Genomic DNA, 26024 nt, shown 5'->3' with positions numbered 1-26024 from the left:
ACAGGCGGCGCGGCGGCTACTGGCCGAGGAGCCAGCCGTGCGGACCGGCGAGCTTGCGGGCGGCGGCCGGACCCCAGGACCCCTGGTCGTACTTGTGCAGGCGCGGCCGGTTCTCGAGCAGCGGCCGCACCGCCTTCCAGGCGGCCCCGAGCCCGTCGGGCCGGGTGAAGAGGGACCGGTCACCCTCGAGGACGTCGTGCAGGAGCCGGGCGTACGGGGGCAGGGGCTCGGCCTCGGGCAGGCTCGCCAGCGGCAGCTTCACGGTGGCGGGGTCGACGTCCAGCGCCACGCCGGGCTTCTTGGCGAGCAGCCCGATGCTGATCTCGCCGTCGCCGGACAGCGCGAAGCTCAGGACGTTCGCGTGGTCCGGCAGCCCCGCGAAGGGTCCCGCAGGCTTGCGCAGGACGATGCTCACCCGCTGGGCGCTGGCCGCCATCCTTTTCCCGGTACGCAGCAGGAACGGCACACCCCGCCAGCGCGGGTTGTCGATCCAGAGGCGCGCCGCGACGAACGTGTCGGTGCGGGAGCGCTTCTTGATCCCCTCGACGTCGGTGTAGCCCGCGAACTGCCCGAGCACCACCTCGGCCGGGTCGAGCGGGCGGAACGCCTTGATCACCTTCTCGCGGGCGCTCTGCAGGCCGGCGGCGTCGAGGGTGGCGGGCGGTTCCATGGCCACCTCGGCCGCGACCTGGAAGAGGTGGGTGACGAGCATGTCGAGCGTGGCGCCGGTGGCGTCGTAGAAGCCGGCCCGGTCGGCGATGTCCAGCTCCTCGGGCACGTCGATCTGGACGCTCTCGATGTGGGTGCGGTCCCAGGCGGCGGCGAACAGCTCGTTGGCGAAACGCAGCACGTGCAGGTTCTGCGTCGCCTCCTTGCCCAGGAAGTGGTCGATCCGGTAGACCTGCGACTCGTCGAGGACCCGGTGGACCGTACGGTCGAGGGCCTTGAAGTCGTCGGGGGAGGTGCCGAAGGGCTTCTCGTAGACGACGCGGGCGCCCTCGGCGAGACCGTGGGTGCCGAGGGCCTCGGTCAGCCCGGCGAAGGTGGACGGCGGCACGGCGAAGTAGTGCACCAGCTGCGCGTCCTCGCCGACCCGCTCGCGGGCCTCGTGGATGACGTCGAGCAGGCTGCCGGGGGAGTCGGTGTCGAAGCCGCCGCCGGCGAAGAGCACCCGGTCGGCGAAGCCGGTCCACTGCTTGCCCTCCGGCCGCGGCCCGAACTCGGTGAGCACGTCGTGCACGTGCTTGCGGAAGTCCTCGTGGGCCACGTCGCCGCGGCCGTTGCCCACCAGCACCCAGTCGTCGGGGAGCAGGCCGGAGGTCCAGAGGGTGTAGAACGCCGGCAGCACCATCCGCCGCGCCAGGTCGCCTGTGGCCCCGAAGAGCACGAACACGGTCTTGTCCAACGCCATGCCCCGCATATGACCACTCGCCGCGGATTCAATCCTCCTTCCGGCGCGGTGTGTCGCGTTTCTCCGTGCCGCTGCCCGGTCAGCGCGCCGGGGCCAGGCGGTAGACGAGCCCGGCCTGGTCGTCGGTGACGTAGAGCGCGCCGTCGGGGCCGGGGATCGCGTCGACGCTGCGGCCCCAGCGGGTGCCGTCGGCGTTCTGCCAGCCGGTGACCAGCGTCTCGGGCGGCGTGAGGGTGTTCGCGGTGTCGTCCCAGGCGCTGTAGGCGACGTTCGGCTCGCGCGGCGGCGTGCGGTTCCAGGAGCCGTGCGAGGTGAGCAGCGCGCCGCGGGCCAGGGACGGCGGCAGGGCGGACCCGTGGGTGAAGGTGAAGCCGAGGACGGCGCTGTGCGCGGGCAGGCCGAGCGCGGTGCGGGCGACGGTGGCGCAGTCGAGCACGGTGTTGTCCGGGTTGCGGAGCGGCTGGGCGACATAGCCGAGGTCGGTGCGGTCCGGGTGCCCGGTGGTGTCCGGCACGCAGTAGGGCCAGCCCAGCTCGGTCCCGGGTTTGATCCGGGCGACCTGGTCGACCGGGTTCTCGTTGATGTAGGCCGGGACCTGCTGCCCGTACCGGCCGGTGTCGTCGCGGAAGGGGTAGGGCTGGTTGTCGGCCTGGTTGATCGCGGCGAAGAGGGTGCCGTCGGGTGCGATGGACAGGCCCGAGCCGTTGCGCACCCCGGTGGCGACGGTCCGGTGGCCGGTGCCGTCCAGGCCGACCTGGGCGATCGTCGCCCGCGGCGGGGTGGTGGTGCGGTCGATCGGGTCGTCGTTGGTGCGCGATCCGAGGTTGTAGAAGACCTGGTCGCCGTCGACCACCGGCGTGATGCGGTCGTGGCCGCCGGTGGGCAGCCCGTCGGCGATCGCGCGCTGACCGGTCACCGTGCCGCCGGCGTAGTCCCAGGCGAGAATCCGGGACTGATCACCGGCCACGAGGACGTACTGCCCGTCTTGCTCGGCGAAGGCGAGTCCCTGGGGATGGTTGAGCCCGTCGGCCAGGGTCGTCACGGCCGGGCCCTGTCCTCCGGTCGCCGGGGTGAGCGCCACGATCGTGCCGGCGGCGCCGGTGGAGACGAGCAGCCGTCCGTCCGGTGTCCAGGCCAGCCGGCGCGCGCCCGGAACGTTGGCCCAGACCTCGGCGGTCCAGCCCGGGGGCAGGTTCAGTGAGCGCCCGGCGGCGGCGCCGGGGTCCACGCCGCCGGCCACGGTCAGCGCGACCGGCGTGAGGGGTTCGGCGCGCGCGTCGTCTGTCGTGTAGCCGCCGAGGGTCAGCACCACCCCGAGGGAGAGTGCCGCCGCGGCGCCGGACCGGTGTGCTCGTGCAGCAGTCATGACATCGATGCTAATGGATGGATGCGGCCGGAAATGGTCCGACGTATCCCGGTCGCCGAAATTTAAGGAAATTAGTCCGTTCGAAATTGAACCCCCCGAATGTGGGGCAATTTTTGAACCCCCGTGCACCGGGTCCCGTACCGATCCGCGACAACGACGTTCAGCGACGACTTGGAGTGGTGATGAGACTGCGTCAGCGACGGGGTACCGGCGTCAACCGCAAGGCGATCGGCGCCGCAGTCTTTGCCGGCGTGCTGGTGGCAGGCGGGGTGACCGGTCTGCAACTGGCGTCGGCGGGGGAGCAGGCCGAGGCCGCGAAGCAGATCATCGTGGTGGACGGGTCGAGCTTCGACGTGGCCGGGTGCGAGGCGCTGGAAATCAACGCCGGCGCCGTTGTCTGTGACGGCGAACAATTGCAGCCCGAGCAGGAGGTCGGTGCCGCCGAGGCCGCCGCCGCGTCGGCCCTGGCCCTCGAGGAGGCGTGCGACCAGTTCGCCGTGGACCAGGCCGCCGCCGACGCCGAGGCCGCCGGGGAAGAGGCCGGCGCCGGGGAAGAAGAGGCCGGCGCCGGAGAAGAGGCCGGCGCGGGCGAGGAGGCCGGTGCCGAGAAGGGTGCGGAGGACGCGCCGCTCAGCAAGAAGGCCAAGAAGGCGATCGCGAAGAAGTACGCGGACAAGATCGCCGAGCAGGCCGCCGAGGAGGGTGCCGCCGAGAGCGCCGGTGAGGAAGCCGGCGCCGGTGAGGAAGGCGCCGAGGAGGGCGCCGCGGCCGAGGACCAGGCCGTGGTCGACGCCCGCGAGGCGCTGCTCACCGCCTGCCTGACGCTGGCCGACGCGAAGGTCGCCGCGGGCGACGCCGCCGGTGACGACGCGGGCGCGGGCGAGGAGGCCGGCGCCGGTGACGAGGCGGGCGCGGGTGAGGAAGCCGGTGCGGGCGACGAGGCCGGTGCGGGCGACGAGCAGGGCGCCGGGGACGAGGCCGGCGCCGAGGAGTCCGCGGCCCCGGCCAAGGCGAAGAAGTAGGAAACACCAGCAGGGGTGTGTGCGTGGCGCGGTTCCGGGTGGGGGCCGCGCCACTCCTGTGGTCAGAGGCGCTGCGCCGGGGCGCGGACGCCGTCGCTGGTGGGCTTCCAGTCGGCGCTGTCCCGCGAGTCGGCCACCAGGCCGGTCGCCCCGAGCACGGCGACGAGGACGAAGAAGACGAGCAGTACGAGTTCCATGACGGTCACACCCTGTCCAGCCGTTGAATGAGCCGGTGCGCACCGGGTTGCCTGACACCCAGTCTGGACCCGGGCGCCGGGGCGGGACAGTGGCAGAGATGCCATAGGTGCTCGAAATCCTGCCATCGCGCGCGTACGCTGGCGGCATGTTGCGCCGTGTCGCCGTGATCGCCCTGCACGAGGTGTCCGTCTTCGAGCTCGGCGTCTTCTCCGAGCTGTTCGGTTACGACCGCACCGCCGAGGGCCTGCCCGCGTACGACTTCGCGGTGTGCACGGTCGGCGGCGCTCCCGTGCGTACCCATGCGGGCTTCTCGGTCTTTCCCGAGCACGACCTGGCGGCGGCCGACGAGGCCGACCTGGTCGCGGTCGTGCCCTACGACACCTCGGCGCCGCCGCCGGCGGAGGTGATCGACGTGCTGCGCCGGGCCGAGGCGCGCGGGGCCTGGGTGGCCGGCGTGTGCACCGGGGCGTTCGCGCTCGGGGCGGCCGGGCTGCTCGACGGGCGCCGGTGCACGACGCACTGGCGGCACACCGACCGGCTGGCGGCCACGTTCCCGGCGGCCGAGGTGGACCCGGGCGTGCTCTATGTCGCGGACGGCCGGGTGCTGACCAGCGCCGGGACGGCCGCCGCGGTGGACTGCGGGCTGCACCTGATCCGGCTCGAGCAGGGCTCGGCGGTGGCGACGCAGATCGCCCGGCGCATGGTGGTGCCGCCGCACCGTGACGGCGGGCAGGCGCAGTACATCGAGACGCCGGTGCGGGCGGTCGAGTGCGAGACGCTGCAGCCGCTGCTCACCGAGGTGCTGGCCACCCTGGACAGTCCGCACACCGTGGACACGATGGCCGCCCGGGCGCTGATGGCGCCGCGCACGTTCGCCCGCAAGTTCCGGGCCGAGACCGGCACCACGCCGCACGACTGGCTGACCGGTCAGCGGGTGCTGCTGGCCCGGCGCCTGCTCGAGGAGACCGGGCTGGGCGTCGACGCGATCGCCGGGCGCACCGGCTTCGGCACCGCGGCCAACCTGCGCCACCACTTCGGGCAGCGGCTCGGCACGACGCCGCAGGCCTACCGGGCGACATTCCGCGACAGATACGTGGCCAGCGCCTGATCCTGGCCCCGCCGGCGGCGCGCGCGGCGCCACCGCAGGCCCGCCCACAGCGCCAGGATCGCCACGCCGGTCAGGCCGGTGAGCGTCAGGCTGCCGCGCGGCAGCACGCCGGTGACCCGGGCCAGCTCGCACGAGTCGGTGACCGGCACGACCTCGCCGACGGCGGGCGCGGCCCCGGAGAAGTCGGACTCGGGCACCCGGCAGGGAGCCGGCCGGGCCGGGTCGGAGACCTTGAGCTCGACGGCGTTGCCGGTCACCGCGACGACCACGGCGTCGGTCAGGCTCAGGCCGCCGCTGTCGAGCCGCGGATCGTCGCGGGCGAGGATCGCGGTGCCCAGGGTGAGGGCGCTGAGCAGGCCGATCAGGGCCAGGGCGAACGCTTTCACCCGAGCACCTGGTGCAGCAGGACGGGCGGCTTGTCGCGGCGCTTCCACTCGCGCGGGTAGCCCAGCGACACCTCGTGGAACGGCACGCCGTCCTGCCACGTGGTGCGCGGGATGTGCAGGTGCCCGTAGACGCAGGCGGCCACGTTGAACTTGCGGTGCCAGTCGGTCGTGAGGTCGGTGCCGCACCACTGGGCGAACTCCGGGTACCACAGCACCTCGGTCGGGTGCCGGTGCAGCGGCCAGTGGCTCACCAGCACCATCGGCGTCTCCGGGTCCACGGCGGCCAGGCGCTGCTCGGTCAGCGCGACGCGCTCGCGGCACCACGTCTCCCGATCCGGGTACGGGTCCGCGTGCAGCAACTGCTCGTCGGTGCACACCACCCCCGTCCGGTACGCGTAGGCGAGCGACTCCGCCTTGGTGGCCGTCCCGGGCGCTCGCCACGTGTAGTCGTACAGGAGGAAGAGCGGGGCCACGACGGCCGGGCCGCCCGCGCCGGACCAGACGGCGAACTCGTCCTCGGGCGTGCGGACGCCCAGGTGCCGGCAGATCGCGACGAGCCGGTCGTAGCGGTCGGCGCCGCGCAGCGTGAGCGGGTCGCGGGGGTGGGTCCACAGCTCGTGGTTGCCCGGCGCCCAGATCACCTCGGCGAACCGCGAGCGCAGCAGCCGCAGCGTCGTCTCGATCTGCCCGGCCTGCTCGGCGACGTCGCCGGCCACGATCAGCCAGTCCTCGCGCGAGTCCGGCTCGAGCCGGTCGACCAGCGCCCGATTCTCCTCGTACGCGACGTGCAGGTCGCTGACCGCGTAGAGCGTCCCCGCCACCGAGCCTCCCCTGCACGTGGTCACGTCCGTCTATACCGATCTTGCCAGCCGGGCGCCCGTCGCGGCACCCGGCCCTCCTCCGGCCGGGGTACCCGCGTCGGCATGTCGACACCGAGTGTCCGAAAGCGTCCATGCCGGGCCCGCCCCGGGCGGGGAGTGGGAATACCCGTGTCCTGCCCGCCTGTCGGATTATCGGGCGACCGGCGATGACCGTAAGTGGTCCACGCGCGACACGTGGCGTGCCTCACGTCCGGCGCCGGTGTCTCGCGGTGACCGAAAAGAATCTTGGCCACGGCTGTCACGCCGGACCGCCTCCGGAGACCTAACTAGAGGGAGTCCGGCGGCGAACGGAGGCATTTGGTGGTCGACGCGCACGAGGCGCACGGCGTGGGCGACGACCCGGGGCCCGCGGCCCGGCCCGAGGGCCGCGCCGGATCCGCCGTCGAGCCGGCGCCGGCCATCGCCAACCCGCCGCCGGCCGGGGAGATCGAGGACTTCTTCCGGCGCTACTGGGAGGGGCTGGTGCGTACCCTCATGCGCGAGGGCGCCAACCGCTGGGAGGCCCAGGACGCCGTCGCCGAGGCCATCCGCGAGGCGCTGCGCCGCTGGCCCGAGCTGACCCACCCGGTCGCCTGGGTGCGCACGGCCGCCCGCTCCCACTGGCTCAAGCAGCGCCGTGCCGGCGGCCCGGGCGACGAGGTGCTCGTGCCCGACATGGCCGAGCTCACCGAGGGCCGGGCCGACGACCCCGAGCTGACCGCCTACGAGACCGAGGAGTGGTTCTCCGGCGTGCTGGCCCAGCTGCCCCCGGCGCGCCGCGAGGCCCTCGAGCTGTCCGCGCAGGGCCTGACCCCGTCGGAGATCGCCGCCCGGGTCGGCAAGACCCCCGAGGCCGTGCGCACCGCGCTCAAGCTGGGCCGCAAGCAGGCCGTGGCGCTGTGGCGGGCGATCCCGGAGCAACGCACCCCCCGCCCCACGCCCGGAACCGACCCAGGGGAGAGCTGATGGCCCAGCCGGACCCGCGCGAGGATCCCGAGCTGCTCACGCCCGCGATGATGATCGCGGCGCTGAACCAGATCCTGGGCGAGTGCGGCTACGAGCCGGTGCCCGCGCCCGCCGGCGACACCGCCTGCGACCGGCTGATCGAGGACGCCCGCCGCCGCGCCGACGGCATCGTCGACGCCGCCCGGATCACCGCCGTCGAGTACACCGACGCCGCCCTCGACCGGGCCGCCCGCACGGTGCTCAGCGTCCGCCCGCCCACCCCGGTCGACCTGGCGCCGATGCCCGCCGCGGTCACGCCCGGCGACACGGCCGGCCACAGCTGGCTCGCCGCCGCCACCGCCGCGGGGGTCTATCTGCCGATCGGCGAGCAGGCCGCGGTTCAGGCCCTCGACGGGTACGCGGCCGAGCTCACCGCCGCCGCCCGGGCGGTCCCGGCCGATCTCGCCGCCGCCTACCGGATCGGCACCGAGGTGGTGGCGCTGGGCATCGGGCGGCACGAGGCGCTGCCCGGCACGATGAGCGTCGTGCTCGACCAGCTGGCCGACGGCGACACCGTGCCGCGGCCCGCCCGGCAGGTCGCGGGGGCCTTCGCCGCCGGGTTCGCCGCCGCGCTGCAGGCCCGCACCCTCGCCCAGCAGGAGTCGCTGCACCGCGCCACCCAGCGCGCCGCCCGCGAGTACCAGGTCGCCCTGCAGAACAGCGAGGCTCGCTACCGGCGCCTCGCCCACTTCGACCCGGTCACCGGCCTGGCCAACAAGAGCCGCCTGGTGCAGCGGCTGCGCCAGGCCGCCCACGGCGACGACCCCGCCCGGCACGCCGGGTTGTGCCTGATCGAGCTGGGCGGGCACGCCGCCGCCGGCGAGGAGTACGGCACCGAGGCCGCCGACCACGTGCTGGCCGAGGTGGCCCGGCGGCTGCAGCTCGTCGCCCGCCACCCCGACTACCTGCTCGCCCGGCACGGCAGTGCCACGTTCGCCCTGCTGGTCGAGGACAGCGGCGGCCTGGCCCACGTCGCCGACGTCGCCGAGCGCGTCACCCGCATGCTCGCCGAGCCGGCGTCGCTGCCCGGCACCGGCCGCACCGCCCCCCTGCTCGCCTGCGTCGGCGTGGTCGACGTGCCCGCCGGCGACCTCGACCCCACCCGCATCCTGCTCGACGCCGAGATCGCCCTGCGGCACGCCCGCTCCGGCAGCACCGGCTGGGCCGTCTACGACCCGCAGCCCACCGGCGCCTCGCCCCGCGGCGGCACGAGCGTCTCCGGCCTGGTCACCGGGCCCGCCACCTACCAGCCGATCGTCACGCTCGGCACCGGGCGGGTCGCCGGGCTGCACACCCGCGTCGCCTGGCGCCACCCGCACCTGGGCACCCTCGACCTGACCCGCATCGGGCAGCTCACCGGCGACCGGGAGCTCACCACCCGGCTGGCCGCCGGGCTGCTCCACCAGGCGTGCCGGCAGGCGATGCAGTGGGACGGCCCGTTCATCGCCGTCGACGTGCCGGTCTACCAGATCGGCTACCCCGACGCCGCCGAGATCGTGCGCGAGGCGCTCGGAGCCAGCGGGCTGCCGCCCGAGCGCCTGCACCTGCAGTTGTCCGGCCTCGACGCCGTACCCGCGGGCTCGCACAGCCTCATCGTGCTCACCGCGCTGGCCGAGCTCGGGGTGCGGATCGTGCTCGACGACTTCGGCACCGGTGCCACGAGCCTGGCCGCCCTGCGCGAGCTGCCGGTGCACGGGCTGCGGACGCCGGCGGCCCTGCTGCACCCCGCCGCGGCCGGCAGCGACCGCGACCTGCTCGCCGGGATGGCCCGCACGGCCCACGCGCTCGGGCTCACGCTCACCGTGCACGGCGTGGACGACGACGGGCGCGCGGCCACGCTGACCGGCACCGGCGTCGACTGCGCGCAGGGGGTCCGCCTCGGCGCCCCGGCCACCCCGCACCAGGTGCCCGGCCTGCTGCGGCGTACGGGAAAATGGATCACCGTGCCCGGTGACCGGACGAACGGACTGGTGGCCTCGTGATCGAACCCCTGCCCGGCCTCCACAATGGAGTAGGGTTCCTCGGCATGGCGACCGCCGACTCCGACTTCTCCGCCCGCCCCAGCAGCGCCCGCATCTACGACGCCCTGCTCGGCGGCAACCACAATTTCGCCGCCGACCGCGAGGCCGCCAAGCACCTGCTGACCATGGTGCCCACGGCCGGCGAGATGGCCCGCGCCAACCGCGCCTTCCTCGCCCGCGCCGTCCAGTTCATGATCGACCGCGGCGTCCACCAGTTCCTCGACATCGGCAGCGGCATCCCCACCGTCGGCAACGTCCACGAGATCGCCCAGCGCGTCATCCCCGACGCCCGCGTCGTCTACGTCGACCTCGACCCCGTCGCCGTCGCCCACAGCACCGACATCCTCAAGGACAACCCGTGGGCCGCCGCCGTCCAGGCGGACATGCGCTTCCCCGACGCCATCCTCGACCACCCCGTCGTCCGCCGCCTGCTCGACCTCGACCAGCCGGTCGGCCTGCTCATCGTGGCCATGCTCCACTTCGTCCCCGACGACGACGCCTACGACGCGGTCGCCCGCCTGCGCGACGCCCTGCCCCCCGGCTCCTGCATCGTCATCTCCCACGGCGTCTCCGACACCCCCGCCGACGCCGAGGAGGAAGGCATCACCGCGCTCTACCGCCGCACCGACGTCTCCGCCGCCCACGGCCGCACCCGCGAGCAGATCCTCCGCTTCTTCGGCGACGCCACCCTCGAACCCCCCGGCCTGGTCTGGGTCCACGAATGGCCCGGCGGCGGCGACGGCAACCCCCACGGCATGGCCGTCGTCGCCGGCGTCGCCACCCTCTGACCCCGCTCACCGCGCGTGTCGCCACGCTCGGATCCGCTCACCGGGGGCTTCGGCGGGTGAGCGCTTCGCGCACTGTCCCGGGATCGCGCGCATCCGGCGTTCCTTGTCCGCTCCGATCCGGCGCCCTCTGCCCGGGCCGCTCCGGCGTTTCTCCGCCGGGCCGAGGAGAGCGAGGATCGCGGGCTCTTCGAGCACGCGAGCCGATACTCGTACTTCGTGATCACCGCCGTGCCGCCGCCGTTGTGGACGGCGATCTCGAGCACGTCTCCTCGCCCGCGCAGTGCGTGTCCGCCCCGTCGCGAGTTCCTGCGCATCTGCCACCCGATGGCCGGTCGGACGGTTTGCGCGTACTGGGCCCGCGTGATGAGGAAGAGCCCCAGGAAGGTGACGATCGTCGCGGCCGACTCGAGGTCGAGGATCCTCAGCCGCCAAGGCCGGCCGGTGGCGGCGCCGGCCGGCACGTTGAGCCGCACTGTCTCCCACAGCAGCAGCGTCGCTGCCACGGAGACGGCGGCAACCGGAAGGGCGAAGAACGCTCGCCGTCGCCGGACTGTTCTCTGCAGGAGTGGGTCGACGGTCTCGGCTGCGGCGTCCATCGGCCTACGGTGCCCCGGGTGGGATCAAGGCCGCCGCATCGCGGTCATGATCTGACCGATCGGTGCATGCCGGCTGTGCCTTCGGCGCGTTCACACAGGGCCCACTCGGCGGCGGTTCGCCGGGACATGTCGGAGCGTCCGGCTGCTCGTACAACGGGCCTGCCGTGATCGACGGTCAGGCGCGCCCGCCGAGGGTCACGCGGCGGCGGGGCACCGCCTTGACCACGGCGATCCACCGCCGCCGCGACGTCGTCGGGTCCTGCTTCGACCGGCCGGCCCCCACCTCGGTCCAGCCGCCACCATCACCGGAGGGGGCGTTCGTACATAGACTGGCCGCATGCGGCAGGCGCTGAGGGACTTGACGTTCTCCGAGCACTCCGAGTGGTTCGGCCTGGGCCCGCCGGCGCTGGCTGTGCTGGCCGGCATCCGCGCCGTCGTGGCCGGCGAGAGCTTCGCCCGCTGGGCCTGGACCGCCGTCGCCGTTCTCATGCTGATTCTCTGCGCCGTCCATGTGATCTGGGCCCGGCGGCGGCCCGCGAACTGAGATCTCACTCCGGGTCGAGGAAGTCCTGGCCCAGCAGGGTGCGGAGCTTGGCCAGCGCCCGCGCGTTGCGCATCTTCACCGCCGACACGGAGAGGCCGAGGATCGTGGCCACGGTGTCGACGCTGTGGTCCTCGGCGTGGCGGAGCACCAGGACGGCGCGGTCGTCGAGGGGCAGGTGGGCCAGGGCGTCGACCAGGGCCAGGCGCAGTTCGGGCGACGGGGGCGGACCGGCGCTGTGGTCGGGCGGGTCGGCCACCACGAGTTCGGTGCTCTTGCGGCTTCGCGCCTGGTCGAAGACCAGGTTCATGAGGACGCGGCGGCTGTAGCTCTCGAGGTTGGGGCTGGTGCGGATGCGGTTCCAGGTGGCGTACATCTTGGTGTAGGTCTGCTGGGTCAGGTCCTGGGCGAGGTGCCAGTCGCGGCACATGAGGTAGGCGCTGCGGCGCAGGCGGGTGGCGGTGGACTCGACGAAGGCGGTGAACTCCTCGTCGCGGGCGCGGCGGCGGGTGGTGCGGGCGGGGCGCGCGTCGGCGGCGGGGCGGGACGGGGTCACGGTTTCCGTCACTCGATGCCCCCGATGGGTGCGCTCGCCGGGCAGACCGAGCCGATGATGTCCTGGATGCCGGGCTGGGCGGCGTAGTCCAGCTTGAAGGTCTCGTACTGCGTGGCGTCCTTCAGGCGGAGGTAGAACACCTCGGGCAGGGACTGCGGGGTCACCGACTTGACGAAGTCGGGGCTGTCGCTCCACAGCTTGCGGAACCGGTCGTACGCCTGGTCGCGGCTCATGAAGAAGGAGCCGGTCACCCGCGGGTCGGCTCGCAGCGCCGCGGCGAGGGCCGACTTCTGCCCGTCGGTGGCGGCGGCGGTCAGGAACAGGGCCGGGTCTGTGGCGTCGGCGCCGGGCGGCGCGTTCTCGCAGTCCGAGGACGCTCCGACCAGCAGCATCGCTCGATTGTCCAGGGCCGGGGCGTCCGCTTCCAGGGTTCGCAGCGCCTCGGTGGGCCGCGGCTGGTGGAGCACGCCGGCGGTCACGCCGCCGGCGGCCACGATCGCGGCCGCCACGCCCGCCACGGCGATCCGGTGCCGGCGCCGCCGGACGCGGCCGCCCTCGGCGATCGCCACGTCCGCCAGCCGGCCGGCGTCGGCGCCGGGGTCGGCGCTGAGCGCGTACTCGAATTGGTCCCGCAGGTTCTCCACTGCACTCCCGTCGTAGGTCTCTGCCGGGATAGACGGGTCGGGCCCCCGATCCGGTCACAGATCGGGGGCCCGCACCGGCGGAACCGGTCAGTAGCGGAAGTGGCCCACCAGCGACTGCAGGCTGTGCGCCATGGTGCTGAGCTCGCTCACGGCCTGCCGGGACTGGGCGATGCCCTCCGTGCTCACCCGCGTCGCGTCCGCGAGGCCGGTGATGTTGCTGGCGATCTCGCCGGCGCCCGAGGCGGCGAGGGCGACGCTGCGGCTCATCTCCTCGGTGGTGGCGTTCTGCTCCTCGACGGCCGAGGCGATGGTGGCCTGGAAGTCGTTGATGTGGGCGATGACCGTGCTGATCTCGCTGATCGCCTCGACCGCGCCGGCGGTGTCGGTCTGGATGGCGGCGACCCGGCGGGAGATGTCCTCGGTGGCCTTGGCCGTCTCCTGGGCCAGCTCCTTGACCTCGCCGGCGACGACGGCGAAGCCCTTGCCCATCTCGCCCGCCCGGGCCGCCTCGATGGTGGCGTTGAGCGCCAGCAGGTTGGTCTGCTCGGCGATCGAGGTGATGACCTTGACCACCGTGGCGATCTCGGTGGACGACTCGCCCAGCTTGCCGATCTGCGCGGTGGTCGACTCGGCGACCGAGACGGCCTGACCGGCGACGCGGGCGGCCTCGGCGGCGTTGCGGGCGATCTCGCGGATCGAGGCGCCCATCTCCTGGGTGCCGGCGGCGACGGCCGAGACGTTCTCGGAGACGCCGTCGGCGGCGTTGGCCACGCCCTGGGCCTGCCCGGAGGCCAGCTCGGCCGAGCCGGCCATGCTGCCGGCGGTGGACGCCATCTCCTCGGCGGCCGCGGCGACCGACTGGGCCGACTCGGCGACCGACGAGACGATCTGGCGCATGTTGGCCTGGGCCTCGTCGAGGGCCTGGGCCATCTGGCCGACCTCGTCGCGGCTCTCCACCTGGGTGTCGACGGTCAGGTCGCCGTCGGCCATGGCACGCAGGGCCGTGCGGACCCGGTGCAGCGGGCGGGTGATCGAGGCGACCACCAGGTAGGCGAGGGCGCAGATGATCACCGCGGCCAGGCCGATGACCAGCCACAGGATGCGCTCGGCGTGCTGGCGGCTGGCCGTCGAGGCGGCGTCGGCCTGGGCGATCGTCTCGGAGAACAGCGTGCGCTCGTTGGTGAGCACCGCGCTGATCAGGTAGTTGTCGACGCCGATCTGCTCCCAGGAGAGCCGGGCGCTGGCCGGGTCGGCTGCCGCGCCGTCGACGAAGCTGGTCAGGGTGGCGGTGTAGTCGGCGGCGACGTTCTTGATGCGCCCGACGGCGGCGTCGAGCCCGCTGGGCAGGTCGACCTTCTCCAGCTGGGCGAGCAGGTTGTTCGTGGTGCGGACCTGCTCGGCCAGCAGGGACTTCTGCGCGGCCGGGTCGGTGCGGATGACCGCCTCGAGGCCGTTGACCTTGAGTTCGCTGGCCTCACGGTCCAGCTGCAGCACCAGGGCGCTCGCGGCGTTGATGTTCGCCAGCTCCTGGGCGGTCCGCGCGGCGGTGCGGTCGTTGACGACCGTGACGACCAGACAGGTGGCCAGGGCGGCCAGGCTGGCGACGACCAGAGCGGTCAGCTTGACGCGTACCGGCAGGTCGTAGAACTTGTTCGTGAGCCTCATGCTCGCTCCGCTCCGCGTCAGCCGGCCAGCTGGGCGGCGGTGTAGTACCCGCCGTCGACCAGCACCCGCTCGTAGTTGGACTTGTCGACGTTCACCGGCTGCAGCAGGAACGCCGGGACCACCTTCACACCGTTGTCGTACTGTTTGGTGTCGTTCACCTCGGGCTCACCCCCGGTGAGCAGGGAGTTGGTCATCTGCACGGCGACCTTGGCCAGCTCGCGGGTGTCCTTGTAGACCGTCTCGGTCTGGCTGCCGGAGGCGATGAGCTTGACCGACTCCAGCTCGGCGTCCTGACCCGTCACGACGGGCAGCGCGGGACCGCCCTGGCCGTAGCCGGCCTCCTGCAGCGCCTCGAGGATGCCGCGGCTGATGCCGTCGTACGGGGAGAGCACCGCGTCGACCCGCGTCTGCTTGTACGGCCCGGCGAGCAGCGCCTGCATCCGCTTCTTGGCCACCGCGCCGTCCCAGCGCTGGGTCGTGACCTTCGCGAACGCGGTCTGGCCGCTGCGCACCTCGAGCCGGCCGGAGCTGATCTCCTTGCCCAGCACGCTCATGGCGCCGTCGAAGAAGAACTTGGCGTTGTTGTCGTCGGCCGAGCCCGCGAACAGCTCGACGGTGTGCTCGCCCGGGCCCAGCGCGTCGACGATCGCGGTGGCCTGCAGGACGCCGACCTTGAAGTTGTCGAAGGAGGCGTAGTAGGAGACGTCGGACGAATCGCGGATCAGGCGGTCGTACGAGATGACCGGGATCTTCGCGGCGGCGGCCTTGCTCAGCACGCTCTTCAGGGCGGTGCCGTCGATCGCCCCGATGACCAGGGCCTTGTCGCCGGCCTCGATCATCTTCTCGAGGCTCGACACCTGGGCCTGCACGTCGTCCTGGGCGTACTGCAGGTCGGTCCGGTAGCCGAGCTGCTGGAACTGCTTGACCATGCTGTCGCCGTCGCCGACCCAGCGCGCCGACTTGGTGGTGGGCATCGCGATGCCGATGGTGCCCCGGTCGGGTGAGGCCGCCACCGTCTCCGGGGTGCTGCCGCAACCGGCCGTGGTGACCACCAGGGCCGCGGCCACCGACCACAGCGCCGCCTTGGGAACCCGCATCCGCTCCTCCAAAGATCCGCCCGCCCCGTGGCGGGCGGCAACCACGGAGCCACCATCGTCCGGCGCCGGGCCGGGATGAGAAGACCGGCGGCTGTCCTTGATCTGGCAGGGAAAACCTCTGGCCGCGTCGGTGCGTCGAGAGGGACGGTACGTCTGGGAGGGGGGCCGCGATGCCGTTTCGCCCAGATCCGCCCGCGCCGCCCCTGGTCGGCCGGGCCCCGCAGGCGCGCCGGCTCGACGAGCTGACCGCCCGGCTGCACGCGGGCCACGGGGGTGCCCTCGTGCTCGTGGGCGAGCCCGGCGCGGGCAAGACCGCCCTGCTCACGCGGCTGCTGGCCCGGCTGCGCGACGTCACGGTGCTGGCCGCGACGGGGTTCGAGGCGGAGTCGGCACTGCCCTTCGCGACGCTGGGCGACCTGCTGCGGCCCCTGCTGCCGGGGCTGGGCGAGCTGCCGGAGCCGCAGGCCCGGGCGCTGGGGACCGCGCTCGCGCTGACCGGGGCGGCCGGGCCCGTCGAGCCGTACGCGGTCTGCCTCGCCACCCTCACCCTGCTCACCGCGGCGGCCGAGCGGCAGCCGGTGCTCGTGGTCGTCGACGACGCCGGCTGGATCGACCGGCCGTCGCGCGACGCGCTGCTGTTCACCGCGCGCCGCGTCGAGCACGACGCGGCCGGGCTGGTGCTGGCGGTCCGCGACCCGGTCCCGCCCGAGTTCGTGGCGGCGGGCGCCGATCCCGTACGCCTCGACGGCCTCACCCCGGCCGCGACCGGCGACCTGCTCGACCGGCTGCGCCCGGGGCGCGTGGCCGCCGGCGTGCGCGCGGATCTCTGGACCGCCACCGGGGGCAACCCGGGCGCGCTGACCGAGCTGGGCCACGCCCTCGGCGACGACCAGCTCGGCGGGGCCGCCGCCCTGCCGGACCCGCTGCCGATCGGCGCCGGGCTGCGCGACGCGTTCGCCGAACGGCTCGCCCCGCTGCCGCCCGCGACCCGCACCGCCCTGCTCACCGCCGCCCTGGCCGCCTCCGACGACGCCGGAACGGTCACCGCCGCGCTCGACGACCTCGGCGCGGGCCCCGCCGCCCTGGCCGGTGCCGTGTCCTGCGGGCTCCTGGTGCAGCGGGGCGGCCAGGCCCGGCTCGCGCACCCGCTGCTGCGCGCCGCCGTCCGGCACGCCGCGGCCCCGGCCGAGCGCCGCCGGGTCTACGACGCGCTGGCCGGGGCCGCCACCGGCGCCGCCCGCGCGTGGTACCGGGCCGCCGAGCTCGCGGGCGCCGACGAGGCCGCGGCCGCCGAGCTGGTCGCCGCGGCCGGCACCCTGCGCCGCCACGCCGGGTTCGCCGGGGCCGCCCGCGCGCTGCACCGGGCCGCCGAGCTGGCCGGCGACCGCGAGACCTACGTGCGCCGGATGCTCGCGGCCGCCGCCGACGCCCAGATGTGCGGGCAGCTGCCGGAGGCGTCGAGCTGGCTGGGCGAGGCGCTGCCGGCCGCGCTCGAGCCCGCGCTGCACGCCGAGGTCGCTCTCGCGTACGGCTGGGTGCTCAACCGGTGCGGCACGCCCGGCCGCGCCCGCGAGATCCTGGTCGCGGCGGCGCAGCGCCTCGGCGACACCGATCCGCACCGGGCCGCGGGGCTGTGGTGCGCCGCGGTCAATCCCGCGCTGACCAGCGGGCGGGTGCGCGACGCCGCCGGGTACGCGGGACGGGCGGTCACGATGCTCGACCGCGACGGGGCACGGGCCGAGGGCGCGCCGGCGCGCACGGTGCTCGCGCAGGCTCTCGCCGTCCGGGGCCGGATCGCGGGCGCGGGCCGGCTGCTCGACGAGGACCGCGCGTACCTGGAGGCCCTCGACCCGCTGCGCGACGGCGAGCTGCTCGCGATGACCGGGCTGACCCGGCTCTGGCTGGGCCGCACGGCCGAGGCCCAGGCGACCCTGCTGCGCGTCGTCCGGGCCGCCCGCCGCGCCGGCGCCCTCGGCCCGCTCTCCCGGGCCCTGCTGTTCAGCGCGATGGCCCGCTACGACACCGGCGACTGGGCGGTGGGTCTCGCCGAGGCCGCGCACCTGACCGAGGCGGCACCCCTCGCCGGCCCGGGCGCCGTGCACGGCCTGACCCTCTTCCGGGGGGCCGCGGCCGGGCTGCGGCACCTGGCCGCGGGGGCGCCCGCGGAGGCGATCACCTGCCTGGAGCCGGTACGCGACTTCGTGGCCCACTCCGGCGCCGACAACCCGGCCGCCTGCGGGTGGGAGTCCGACCTGGTCGAGGCGTACCGGACGGCGGGCCGCCTCCCGCAGGCCCACCGCCAGCTCGACGCGCTCGCCGAACGCGCCCGCATCGGCGACCTGCCGGCCCCCCGCGCCGACGTCGCCCTGCACCGCGCGCTGCTGGCCGACGACCCGGTGCGGTTCGAGCGGGCCCCGGCGCACCCGCACCCGTTCGACCAGGCGCGCATGCTGCTCGCGTACGGGGAGATGCCGGGCCGCCGCGACGACGCCGTGCCGCACCTGCGCCGCGCCCTGTCGATCTTCCGCCGCCTGGGCGCCGAGCCCTTCGTGCGCCGCACGGCCGCCCTGCTCGCCGGGGCCGGCCCCCGCCGCGGCCCGGACCCGGTCTCCCTGCTCGCCCGCCTCACCCCGCGCGAACTGCAGGTCGCCTGCGCGGTCGCCGACGGCCTGAGCAACCCCGAGGCGGCGCAGGCGCTGTTCCTGTCCCGCAAGACCGTCGAGACCCACCTGTCCAGCGCCTACCGCAAGCTGGGCGTCCGCTCCCGCACCCAGCTGGTGCGCTACCTGGCCGAGGCGGGCGTCTCAGGGAGTTCCCCGACGGCCGATCGGCTCGCCCTCCCGGCGGAAAGGCCGCCGGTCGGGGACCTCCCGGAGGCGGGCCCGCCGGGGCCGGGGCAAGGCTGAGCGCGAGGCCCGGCATCGGCGCCGGCAGCGCACGAAGGGGAGCCGCCATGAGCAGCAACGGTGGGACGCCGCACCGCGTCATCAGGGACATGCGCCACGGCGGCCACGCGATCGCCGGCGATCAGGAGGCAGCAGCCGCCCTGAGCCAGGTCGGCTGGACCAGGCTGAGTGAAGCCGTCCAGGATCCGGCGGCGACCATGGCCGAGGACACGACCGCGTTCGGCTTCCTCTTCGGCAAGCTGGTCGGCAACCGCGACGCCCATCTGCCGTCGGACGGCCAGGGCGGCGAGCTCACCGTCCGGACCTGCCTGGCGCTCAACGACCTCGGGTTCGCGATGATCGACCAGGAGCCGCCGGCCGACGAGCGCAACTCGCCCATCCCGCCGGTCTACACGTACTGGGGACAGTTCGTCGACCACGACCTGACCGCCGCGACCGACAACGACAGCAGCATCAGCATCCGCGACACGGACCTGTTCCCGTTGCCCGCCGCCGAGGTCGTCGCGAAGCTGGCCAACGCCCGCAACCCCGCGCTCAACCTCGACTCGGTGTATGGCGACGGGCCGGGCGTGGCGGGGTCCCGCCCGGAGGACGACCCCGGCAGCGGCGACGACCCGATCGTCGTGCCCTACGACGCGGAGGGCACGCGGCTGGTGCTCGGGACGCTGACGCCCACGAACGTCGGAGGCCGCATCCCGCCGGTCGCCGACAACGCTCGCGACCTGCCTCGCCGCGGGGACAGGAAGCCCCGGATCGGTGACGGCCGCAACGACGAGAACCTCGTCGTGGCCCAGCTGCACGTGGCGTTCCTGCGCTTCCACAACCGGGTCGTCGACTGGGTGCGGGAGAACGAGAACAACAGTTACGCGACGCCGCAACAGATCTTTCAGCGCGCGCAGCAGCTGGTGCGGTTCACCTACCAGTGGCTGACGGTCAACGACTTCCTCGCCACGGTGCTCAGCCCCGGAGCGACCGACCGCGCCCTGGCCGAGAACGAGGACGTCCTCGACGCGATCACCGGCGCCCCGAAGGTGTTCATGCCGATCGAGTTCGCGACGGCGGGCTTCCGCTTCGGCCACAGCATGATCCGCGGCGCGTACGACTGGAACCGCAACTTCGGCCGCCCGAACAACAACGCGCCGAACGCGACGCTGACCCAGCTCTTCCAGTTCACCGGGACCGGCGGCTTCTTCGGCGCGCCGACGCTGCCGAGCAACTGGCCGATCGAGTGGGACCGTTTCGTCGACAAGAACAGCAGCTTCGGCGACCGGTTCGCCCGGCGCATCGACACGTCCCTCGCGCTGCCGCTGAGCCAGATGGTCAACCAGCAGGCGGCCGAGAAGCCCGGCGTCGTCTTCGACATCCGCACCCTGCTCAAGACCCTCGCCCGGCGCAACCTGCTGCGCGGCTTCAAACTGGACGTGCCGACCGGCCAGGCGGTCGCCGCCGAGCTGGGCGTCACCGCCCTCACCGAGGCCGAGATCCGCGCCGGGGCCGGCCGGGCCACGGCGGCGATCCTCGACCCGGCGGGCTTCCTGACCGCCACCCCGCTCTGGTACTACATCCTGCTCGAGTCGCAGCTGAAGGAGCGCGGCGACGCCCTCGGCGAGGTGGGCAGCCGGATCGTGGCCCTCACGATCGTCGGCCAGCTCGCCCGCGACCCCGACTCCTATCTCAACCAGGCCCGGCGTGGCCGCCCCTGGCAGCCCTCGGACGGCGGGCTGGCCGACCCGCCCAGCGCCCTGCCGATCCGCTCGATCCCCGACTTCCTGCAGTTCGCCGGCGTGTTGTTCTGAGGGGAACAGCGCGCCCGGGCCCCGGCCGGAATCTCCGGCCGGGGCCCCTTTTCCTCAGACCTCTGCCACGCCTTTTCTCAGACCTCCGCCGCCAGGCGGGCGATCGTTGCGGCCGACCGGTCGACATCCTCTTCCGTGGTGGTCGCGTTCGAGACCGAGATCCGCAGGTACGCGCGCCCGCGCCACGTCGTCCCGCCGGCCCACAGCGTGCCGTCCTGCTGCACCGCACTGATGACACGGGCGGTGCGGGCGTCGTCGCCGAAGCCGGCCAGCACGGTCAAGTCCTCCATCGGCTCACCGTACGGCGCGGTTGCCGCTTTCGTGCATCGTCTTCCGGACAATGGGTAAAGCCCGACCCCAAGATCGCCCACGATGGACGATGAGCAAGTTCTCACGGACGGAGACCGGCCCGATGCTGACCGCGCGAGAGATCATGACCGCCGACGTCACCTGCGTGGGCGAGGGCGACACGCTGAGCGCCGCCGCGCACACCATGGTCCGGCTCGGCGTGGACAGCCTGCCCGTCCGCGGCGCCGACGACCGCATCCGCGGCATGCTCACCGACCGCGACATCATGGCCGCCAGCGTCGCCGCCGACCGCGATCCCGCCCAGGTCACCGCGGCCGAGGCCACCCACGACTGCGGAGCCGTCGCCGCCGACGACGACGCCGCGAAGATCCTCCGCACCATGGGCCGCCGCCGCATGCGCCGCCTCCCGGTCGTCGACGGCGACCGCCTGGTCGGCGTGGTGGCCCTCGCCGACCTCGCCTGGGCCCTCCCGGACTGGCCGGTCGGCGACCTCCGCGACGCCGTCGCCACCCCCTGACGAACCTGTCCTCCACCATTCCACCGGCTCACCCCCGATGGCAGACCGCCTCGAGGTTGATGCCGTGCGGATCGAGCACAAAGGCGCCGAAGTAGTCGTCGTGGTACTCGGGATGCACCGCGGGCGCCAGTAGTGACGTGGCGCCCGCCGCCAGCGCCGCCCGGTGGAAGGTGGCGACGGCCTCGCGGGTGTCGACGGTGAACGCCAGGTGCATGTTCGAGCCGACGGTGCCGCCGTCGATGAGCCAGAAGTACGGCTTGACCCCGGCCAGCCCGAAACCGGTCATGGCCGTCGGCTGGTTCGGGGTGGCGTCCGGCGGGATCTCCAGCATCTTCGTGATGCCGATGGCGGCCAGCACCGGCTCGTAGAACGCCACGGCCGCGGCCAGATCCGGCACGGCGACGTTGAGGTGATCGATCCGGGAACCCGAGCGGTCAACAGTCATGCCGACAGCGTGCCCGCCCCAGCGGTCAGATCATGACCGCAATGCCGAAGCGCCGAGCCCGTTGCGCAGCACGTCCGCGGCCCGGCGCACCTCGGCGCGGACCGTGGCCGGTTCGGCGGGGTGGCGGCGCAGGCTTTCGTACTGCACGCGCCACAAGCCGAGGAGGGCGGCGGCCGTGATCTGGGGTTCGGGGTCGGCCGGGTCGGCGCCGGCGCGGGCGGCCAGGGCTTCGGCGGCCACGGCGACGAAGCGGTCCATCATGTCGTTGCGGTAGGCGCGCAGGGACGGCGCCGCCTCCAGCAGGTCGCCGAAGCGGCGGTAGCCCTCCGGGTCGCCGGCGAACCCGTCGAGCTCGGCGTCGAGCAGGCGCAGGGCGGCTTCGATCGGCGGGTGCTCGGTCGACGTGAGCGCTTCGCGCAGGGCCGTTGCCGTGCCTTCGAGCCGGTCGAGCAGCAGCGCCTCCTTGGTCGGGAAGTAGTTGAACACCGTCTTCTCCGACACCCCGCACGCCCGGGCCACTTCGGACACCCGGACGCCGTCGAACCCGTGCTCCACGAACATCCGGGTCGCCGTGTCGGACAGCTGCTGCCGCATCTGCCGCTTCTTGTCCTCGCGCAGGCTCACAGGTCGATCTTACTGCTACAGTATTTTTACAGTGGCAGTAAAAAGGAGACGACGATGAGCGAGTTCCGGATCACCCGTGACTACCCGCATCCGATCGAGCGCGTCTGGCGCGTGCTCACCGACCCCGAGCTGGTGCCGCGCTGGACCAGCACCGGCCGGGGCGGCCGCCCCGAGGGCTTCGCGCCGGTCGTGGGCACGAAGTTCCGGTTCGTCGCCAAGCCGGTCGCGGGCTGGCGCGGCGTCGTCGACTGCGAGGTTCTCGAGGTCGGCGCGCCGGCGCTGCTGCGTTACTCGTGGATCGGCGACGAGGGGGCCGCGCCGAGCTTCGTCGCCTACCGCCTCGGGCCGATCGACGGCGGCACCCGCTTCACCTGGGAGCACACCGGCTTCACGGGCGTCGGCGGCTTCGTCATGAGCCGGCTCCTGCGGTCGGTGCGGGCCACGATGCTGACCGAGGCGTTGCCCGAGGTGCTCGACGACCCCAGGCTGCCGGCCTGATTGCTCAGTTGCCGGCCATGGAGGCGCCGGTGCCGTTGCCGGTCCGGAGGAAGGCGGTGGCGGGGAGCTTGCCGTTGGTCCGGCGCGGGCCGGTTGCCTCGGCCGGGTCGGTCGAGGTGAAGGGGGTGTCGGCGGTGCTGCGGCTCTGGGTGGCGGCCGGCCCCAGGTCGTACGGGGTGCCGTTGGCCGCGGAGACGTCGGCGCGGACGGTGGCGGCCGCGGCCGGGAGGTGGAAGCCGGTGTCCTTGTTGCGCCAGGCCGTGTTGTTGGTCAGATCGAGGGCCGCGGTGTTGCCCTCGTCGGAGAAGCCGTGGCTGCCGTTGGACCAGGCCGCGTTGTGGCGCAGCTTGTGGGCGGCGGTCGCGGGCGGGCTGCCGCCGCCGAGGACGAAGCCGGTGCCGCCGTTGTCGTACGCCCAGTTGTACTCGAGCGTCACCGGTGAGGTGAAGGCGCCCAGGTCGATGCCGGCGAGGGCGTTGGCGGCGAAGCGGTTGCCGCGGACCACGTTGCCCGGGCCGGAGCCGAACTGGATGCTCAGGCCGGTGCCGTCGCCGCCGGTGAAGTCGCTGTCGAGGATCTGGTTGCCGGTGGTGCCCTCGTCGCGGAGCTGCAGTCCGGAGCGGGCGTTGTCGCGCATGGTCAGGCGCCGGAAGATCGACCCCTGACAGCCCGAGCACACGTACGCATGACTCGCCGACCCGGTGATCGTCAACCCCTGCACCGTCCAGTACGAGGCCCGCTGCGTCACGGCCCACTGGTCGGCGGGCACGCCGGAGGCGTCGATGACGGGCTTCTCGCCACGGTAGTTGGTGAGCGTGATGCGCTTGCCGGGCGTACCGCTGGTGGTGATCTCGACCGCGGCGGCCGGGCGGTACGTCCCGCCGCGCAGCGCGATCGTCTGTCCGGGCCGGACCGTCGCCACCGCCTTGCCCAGCGTCGCGAACGGTTGGCCGAGGCTGCCGTCGCCGTCGTCCGACCCGTCCGGTGCCACATAGATGTCCTCGCCGGTGGCGATCGGAGCGCTGGAGGAGGCGGCGGGTCGCGGCGTCGTGGTGAAGACCGGAGCCGGAGGGGCCACGGCGACGACGGCCGGCGGCGGGGGAGCGGGGGAGTAGTGCACCGCGTAGACGATGCCGCCGCCGGTCGCCAGGACCGCCGCCGTGCCGCACGCGGCCAGGATCTTGTGGTGCAGGACCGCGTTGCTCGTCACGGTCAGCGCGCTCACCTTGGCCGTCAGCGCGGCGGGCACCGGGAGCATCGCCGCGCCGAGCAGCAGCTGCTCCGGGGCGATCAGGCCGCGGCCACGGTCGGCACAGTGCGCGCACTCGCGGACGTGCCGGACGAGGCGCTTGCGCCACAGCGGATCGGCGATGCCGTTCCAGTGGCGGACCAGGCCCGCGAGCTCGGGACAGCGGGGCCGGGCGTGCAAAGCGCCCACGACGCCGCGTACGGCATCGAGCTGCGCCTTCATCCGCTGGACGCGCACCGCGGCATGCTTCGGCCGGACGCCCAGCGCGTCGGCCAGCTCGGTGCGGCTCAGCTCGCCGGCCGCCTCCTGCCACCAGAGGCCGAGCAGGCGCCGGTCGTCCGCGTCGAGCCAGCGGGCCGCCTCGACGAGGTCGCGGCGCTGGCCGTCGAGGACGAGCTCGGCGGTCGTGCGCTCGGCGAAGTCGCCGGCCGGGTCGGGCACCTCGGCCTGCTCGGGGACCAGCTGCAGCCGGGACGTGCGGCGGGCGCGCAGGTGCAGCTGGATCTGCCGGTACGCGATGGCGACGAGCCACGACCGGAAACGCTCGGGCTCGCGCAGCGACGGCAGCGCCCGCAACGCCCGGAACATGGTCTCCTGCACGACGTCGTCGACGTCCGGATGCCCGGCGAGCGCGCGCCCGACGATGTTGTAGACCAGCGGCAGATGCTCCCGGACCAGCGCCTCGGTGGCCGCCGCGTCGCCCTCGCGGGCCCGCCGGACCAGCCGCGCCACGGTCGGAGCGATCTGACTCTGCGTCACCGGCCCGCGTCCCCATCCATCGACAGTCATCAGTATTAACAACGGCGAACCCATGGTGGCACGAGCGTCGATGCTCCGACAACCAAAGAATTTCGAGAAACCTGTTATCGCCGGGTGGCCCGCGCATCTACCAGGGTGCCGCCTTCCACCGGGGCGGCCGTCACTCAGCGTGTCCGCATGGAAGCGCTCCCACCCCCGAGAGGACGAGAAGTGCCCGCAAACAGGAAAAGACGCGTGCTGCTGGCCGCCCTCACGGCCGCCGTCCCCACCGCCGCGGTCGTGTACTCGGTTCTGCCGTCCGACGCCGCGGCACTGCCGGCGACCGGCGGCACCTATCAGCTCGCGGTCACCAAGAGCGGCAAGTGCATCGACGTGCCGTCCGCGTCCACGGCCAACGGCGCCCTGCTGCAGCAGTGGGGCTGCACGGCCGGCGCCACCTGGCAGCAGTTCAAGCTGGTGGCGGCGGGCAGCAACTATCTGCTGCAGAACGTCAGCAGCGGCAAGTGCGTCGACGTGCCGGGCGGGTCCACCGCCTCGGGTGTCCAGCTGCAACAGTGGGGCTGCGCGAGCGCGCAGGCCAACCAGCAGTGGCGGCTCACCGCGAGCGGCACGAACACGTTCCAGATCGTCAACGTCGGCAGCGGCCTGTGCATCTCCGACAAGGACGCGTCCACAGCTTCCGGCGCGGCGATCATCCAGGAGACCTGTACGGCCAACACGAACAAACAGTGGGCCTTCAACGCCGTGAGCGGGGGCGGGACCGGCACGAACACGGTCGCCGCCGACGGCACCGGCACCTACCGGACCGTGCAGGCGGCGATCGACGCCGTGGGGACGGGCAACGCGAGCCGCGTCACGATCACGATCAAGCCGGGCACGTACCGCGAGATCGTCACCGTGCCGGCGACCAAGCCCTACGTCACGCTGCAGGGCACCGGCGACTCGGCCGACGACGTCGTCATCGTGAACAACCACAGCGCGAACACCCACGGGACGTCGGGCTCGGCGACCGCGTTCGTCCACGGCCACGACTTCGTCGCCCAGAACCTGACGATCAGCAACGACTTCGACGAGTCGACCGTCACGAGCGGCGCGCAGGCCGTGGCGCTGCACCTCAACGCCGACCGGGCGATCTTCCGGGACGTGCGGCTGCTCGGCGACCAGGACACGCTGCTCGTCAACGACAGCACCCGCGCGTACTTCAAGGGTGGCTATGTCGAGGGCACCGTCGACTTCATCTTCGGCGGCGGCACCGCGGTCTTCGACAGCAGCAAAATCTACGAGAAGCGGACCACCGGCGGCCCGGTCACCGCGGCCAGCACGGCGGCCACGAAGACGTACGGCCTCCTCTTCTACAAGGCCACGATCACCGGCGCGACGAACAACACGACCCAGCTCGGGCGCCCGTGGCGGCCCGACGCGCAGGTGCTCTACCGCGAGTCGTCGCTGAGCGCCACGATCAAGACCGCGGAGCCGTGGACCGACATGTCCGGCAACGTCTGGGAGAACGCGCGCTTCGGTGAGTACAAGAACACCGGCTCGGGCGCGACCACCAACAGCAACCGGCCGCAGCTCTCCGACGCGCAGGCCGCGAACTACACCCCGCAGAAGTACCTGGCCGGCAGCGACGGCTGGAACCCGATCTCGTGAGAGGCAT

At 73.5% G+C, this 26024-nt stretch carries 24 protein-coding genes; 11 read left to right on the top strand and 13 right to left on the bottom strand.

Annotated elements, in window-relative coordinates; genetic code table 11:
* Positions 1-16: 16 nt before the first annotated feature.
* Together RAN62_RS37815 and RAN62_RS37810 are read right to left on the bottom strand one after the other, a co-directional pair.
* Entirely contained in the window at positions 17-1411 is a 1395-nt protein-coding gene (locus tag RAN62_RS37815; RefSeq protein WP_305789689.1) for a glucose-6-phosphate dehydrogenase, read from the bottom strand.
* A gap of 79 nt (positions 1412-1490) precedes the next feature.
* Positions 1491-2777 carry a PQQ-dependent sugar dehydrogenase gene (locus tag RAN62_RS37810; RefSeq protein ID WP_305789688.1) on the bottom strand — a complete coding sequence of 429 codons (1287 nt, stop codon included), beginning with the start codon at positions 2775-2777 and terminating at the stop codon, positions 1491-1493.
* A 182-nt stretch (positions 2778-2959) separates the two neighbouring features.
* Here RAN62_RS37810 and RAN62_RS37805 point away from each other — a divergent pair, with 182 nt between their 5' ends.
* Entirely contained in the window at positions 2960-3799 is an 840-nt protein-coding gene (locus RAN62_RS37805; RefSeq protein ID WP_305789687.1) for a hypothetical protein, read from the top strand.
* A 62-nt stretch (positions 3800-3861) separates the two neighbouring features.
* On the opposite strand, the gene RAN62_RS37800 is transcribed toward RAN62_RS37805, so the two are convergent.
* The gene (locus RAN62_RS37800) at positions 3862-3996 is read right to left on the bottom strand and encodes a hypothetical protein (protein ID WP_305789686.1); all 135 of its coding nucleotides are present in this window, start codon (positions 3994-3996) and stop codon (positions 3862-3864) included.
* Between the two features lie 146 nt (positions 3997-4142).
* Between RAN62_RS37800 and RAN62_RS37795 the strand changes: the two genes are divergently transcribed.
* Positions 4143-5105 carry a GlxA family transcriptional regulator gene (locus tag RAN62_RS37795; protein WP_305789685.1) on the top strand — a complete coding sequence of 321 codons (963 nt, stop codon included), beginning with the start codon at positions 4143-4145 and terminating at the stop codon, positions 5103-5105.
* On the opposite strand, the gene RAN62_RS37790 is transcribed toward RAN62_RS37795, so the two are convergent.
* Positions 5063-5491 (bottom strand): hypothetical protein, encoded by a 429-nt coding sequence (locus RAN62_RS37790; RefSeq protein WP_305789684.1) that lies wholly within the window; start codon positions 5489-5491, stop codon positions 5063-5065. The genes RAN62_RS37795 and RAN62_RS37790 overlap by 43 nt on opposite strands.
* Positions 5488-6336 (bottom strand): metallophosphoesterase family protein, encoded by an 849-nt coding sequence (locus RAN62_RS37785; RefSeq protein WP_438874601.1) that lies wholly within the window; start codon positions 6334-6336, stop codon positions 5488-5490. Before RAN62_RS37785 ends, RAN62_RS37790 begins: the two co-directional genes overlap by 4 nt.
* Before the next feature lie 336 nt (positions 6337-6672).
* Here RAN62_RS37785 and RAN62_RS37780 point away from each other — a divergent pair, with 336 nt between their 5' ends.
* The 4 genes from RAN62_RS37780 to RAN62_RS37765 all read left to right on the top strand — a co-directional run bounded on the left by RAN62_RS37780 (position 6673) and on the right by RAN62_RS37765 (position 11305).
* The gene (locus RAN62_RS37780) at positions 6673-7317 is read left to right on the top strand and encodes an RNA polymerase sigma factor (protein ID WP_305789682.1); all 645 of its coding nucleotides are present in this window, start codon (positions 6673-6675) and stop codon (positions 7315-7317) included.
* Positions 7317-9338, top strand: a complete 2022-nt coding sequence (locus RAN62_RS37775) for a bifunctional diguanylate cyclase/phosphodiesterase (RefSeq protein ID WP_305789681.1) — start codon at positions 7317-7319, stop codon at positions 9336-9338. The genes RAN62_RS37780 and RAN62_RS37775 overlap by 1 nt, the downstream gene beginning before the upstream one ends.
* Positions 9339-9382: 44 nt before the next feature.
* Complete coding sequence (locus tag RAN62_RS37770) at positions 9383-10165, top strand: SAM-dependent methyltransferase (RefSeq protein ID WP_305789680.1); 783 nt, start codon at positions 9383-9385, stop codon at positions 10163-10165.
* 933 nt (positions 10166-11098) lie between these two features.
* A complete protein-coding gene (locus RAN62_RS37765) occupies positions 11099-11305 on the top strand; it encodes a hypothetical protein (protein ID WP_305789679.1) in 207 nt (68 codons plus the stop codon).
* 4 nt (positions 11306-11309) lie between these two features.
* On the opposite strand, the gene RAN62_RS37760 is transcribed toward RAN62_RS37765, so the two are convergent.
* From RAN62_RS37760 to chvE, 4 genes are all read right to left on the bottom strand, one after another.
* Positions 11310-11870: a SigE family RNA polymerase sigma factor gene (locus RAN62_RS37760; RefSeq protein ID WP_305789678.1), complete on the bottom strand. Its 561-nt coding sequence runs from the start codon at positions 11868-11870 to the stop codon at positions 11310-11312.
* The gene (locus RAN62_RS37755; RefSeq protein WP_305789677.1) at positions 11867-12502 is read right to left on the bottom strand and encodes a permease-like cell division protein FtsX; all 636 of its coding nucleotides are present in this window, start codon (positions 12500-12502) and stop codon (positions 11867-11869) included. Before RAN62_RS37755 ends, RAN62_RS37760 begins: the two co-directional genes overlap by 4 nt.
* Before the next feature lie 87 nt (positions 12503-12589).
* The gene (locus RAN62_RS37750) at positions 12590-14167 is read right to left on the bottom strand and encodes a methyl-accepting chemotaxis protein (protein ID WP_305789676.1); all 1578 of its coding nucleotides are present in this window, start codon (positions 14165-14167) and stop codon (positions 12590-12592) included.
* A 17-nt stretch (positions 14168-14184) separates the two neighbouring features.
* Positions 14185-15264, bottom strand: coding sequence for a multiple monosaccharide ABC transporter substrate-binding protein (gene chvE, locus RAN62_RS37745; protein WP_305789675.1), 1080 nt, complete (start codon positions 15262-15264; stop codon positions 14185-14187).
* Positions 15265-15434: 170 nt separating this feature from the next.
* On the opposite strand from chvE, the gene RAN62_RS37740 reads away from it, so the two are divergent.
* A complete protein-coding gene (locus RAN62_RS37740) occupies positions 15435-18170 on the top strand; it encodes an AAA family ATPase (protein ID WP_305789674.1) in 2736 nt (911 codons plus the stop codon).
* Between the two features lie 47 nt (positions 18171-18217).
* Positions 18218-19966 carry a peroxidase family protein gene (locus RAN62_RS37735; protein ID WP_305789673.1) on the top strand — a complete coding sequence of 583 codons (1749 nt, stop codon included), beginning with the start codon at positions 18218-18220 and terminating at the stop codon, positions 19964-19966.
* A 77-nt stretch (positions 19967-20043) separates the two neighbouring features.
* Here the strand turns inward: RAN62_RS37735 and RAN62_RS37730 are convergent, their stop codons facing one another.
* Positions 20044-20256 carry a hypothetical protein gene (locus RAN62_RS37730; RefSeq protein ID WP_305789672.1) on the bottom strand — a complete coding sequence of 71 codons (213 nt, stop codon included), beginning with the start codon at positions 20254-20256 and terminating at the stop codon, positions 20044-20046.
* A gap of 89 nt (positions 20257-20345) precedes the next feature.
* On the opposite strand from RAN62_RS37730, the gene RAN62_RS37725 reads away from it, so the two are divergent.
* Positions 20346-20792: a CBS domain-containing protein gene (locus RAN62_RS37725; RefSeq protein ID WP_305789671.1), complete on the top strand. Its 447-nt coding sequence runs from the start codon at positions 20346-20348 to the stop codon at positions 20790-20792.
* Positions 20793-20820: 28 nt separating this feature from the next.
* Here the strand turns inward: RAN62_RS37725 and RAN62_RS37720 are convergent, their stop codons facing one another.
* Positions 20821-21237, bottom strand: a complete 417-nt coding sequence (locus tag RAN62_RS37720; RefSeq protein ID WP_305789670.1) for a VOC family protein — start codon at positions 21235-21237, stop codon at positions 20821-20823.
* 30 nt (positions 21238-21267) lie between these two features.
* Positions 21268-21861 (bottom strand): TetR/AcrR family transcriptional regulator, encoded by a 594-nt coding sequence (locus tag RAN62_RS37715; RefSeq protein ID WP_305789669.1) that lies wholly within the window; start codon positions 21859-21861, stop codon positions 21268-21270.
* A gap of 54 nt (positions 21862-21915) precedes the next feature.
* Between RAN62_RS37715 and RAN62_RS37710 the strand changes: the two genes are divergently transcribed.
* Entirely contained in the window at positions 21916-22359 is a 444-nt protein-coding gene (locus RAN62_RS37710; RefSeq protein ID WP_305789668.1) for an SRPBCC family protein, read from the top strand.
* 4 nt (positions 22360-22363) lie between these two features.
* On the opposite strand, the gene RAN62_RS37705 is transcribed toward RAN62_RS37710, so the two are convergent.
* Positions 22364-24367 carry a sigma-70 family RNA polymerase sigma factor gene (locus RAN62_RS37705; RefSeq protein ID WP_305789667.1) on the bottom strand — a complete coding sequence of 668 codons (2004 nt, stop codon included), beginning with the start codon at positions 24365-24367 and terminating at the stop codon, positions 22364-22366.
* A 234-nt stretch (positions 24368-24601) separates the two neighbouring features.
* Here RAN62_RS37705 and RAN62_RS37700 point away from each other — a divergent pair, with 234 nt between their 5' ends.
* Positions 24602-26017, top strand: a complete 1416-nt coding sequence (locus RAN62_RS37700) for a pectinesterase family protein (RefSeq protein ID WP_305789666.1) — start codon at positions 24602-24604, stop codon at positions 26015-26017.
* Positions 26018-26024 lie beyond the last annotated feature (7 nt).

The organism is Symbioplanes lichenis, from assembly GCF_030709675.1.
GTDB classification, from domain to species: domain Bacteria; phylum Actinomycetota; class Actinomycetes; order Mycobacteriales; family Micromonosporaceae; genus Actinoplanes; species Actinoplanes lichenis.
The sequence above is the reverse complement of the archived record's forward strand: the minus strand, read 5'-3'. Positions and strand labels throughout refer to the sequence as shown.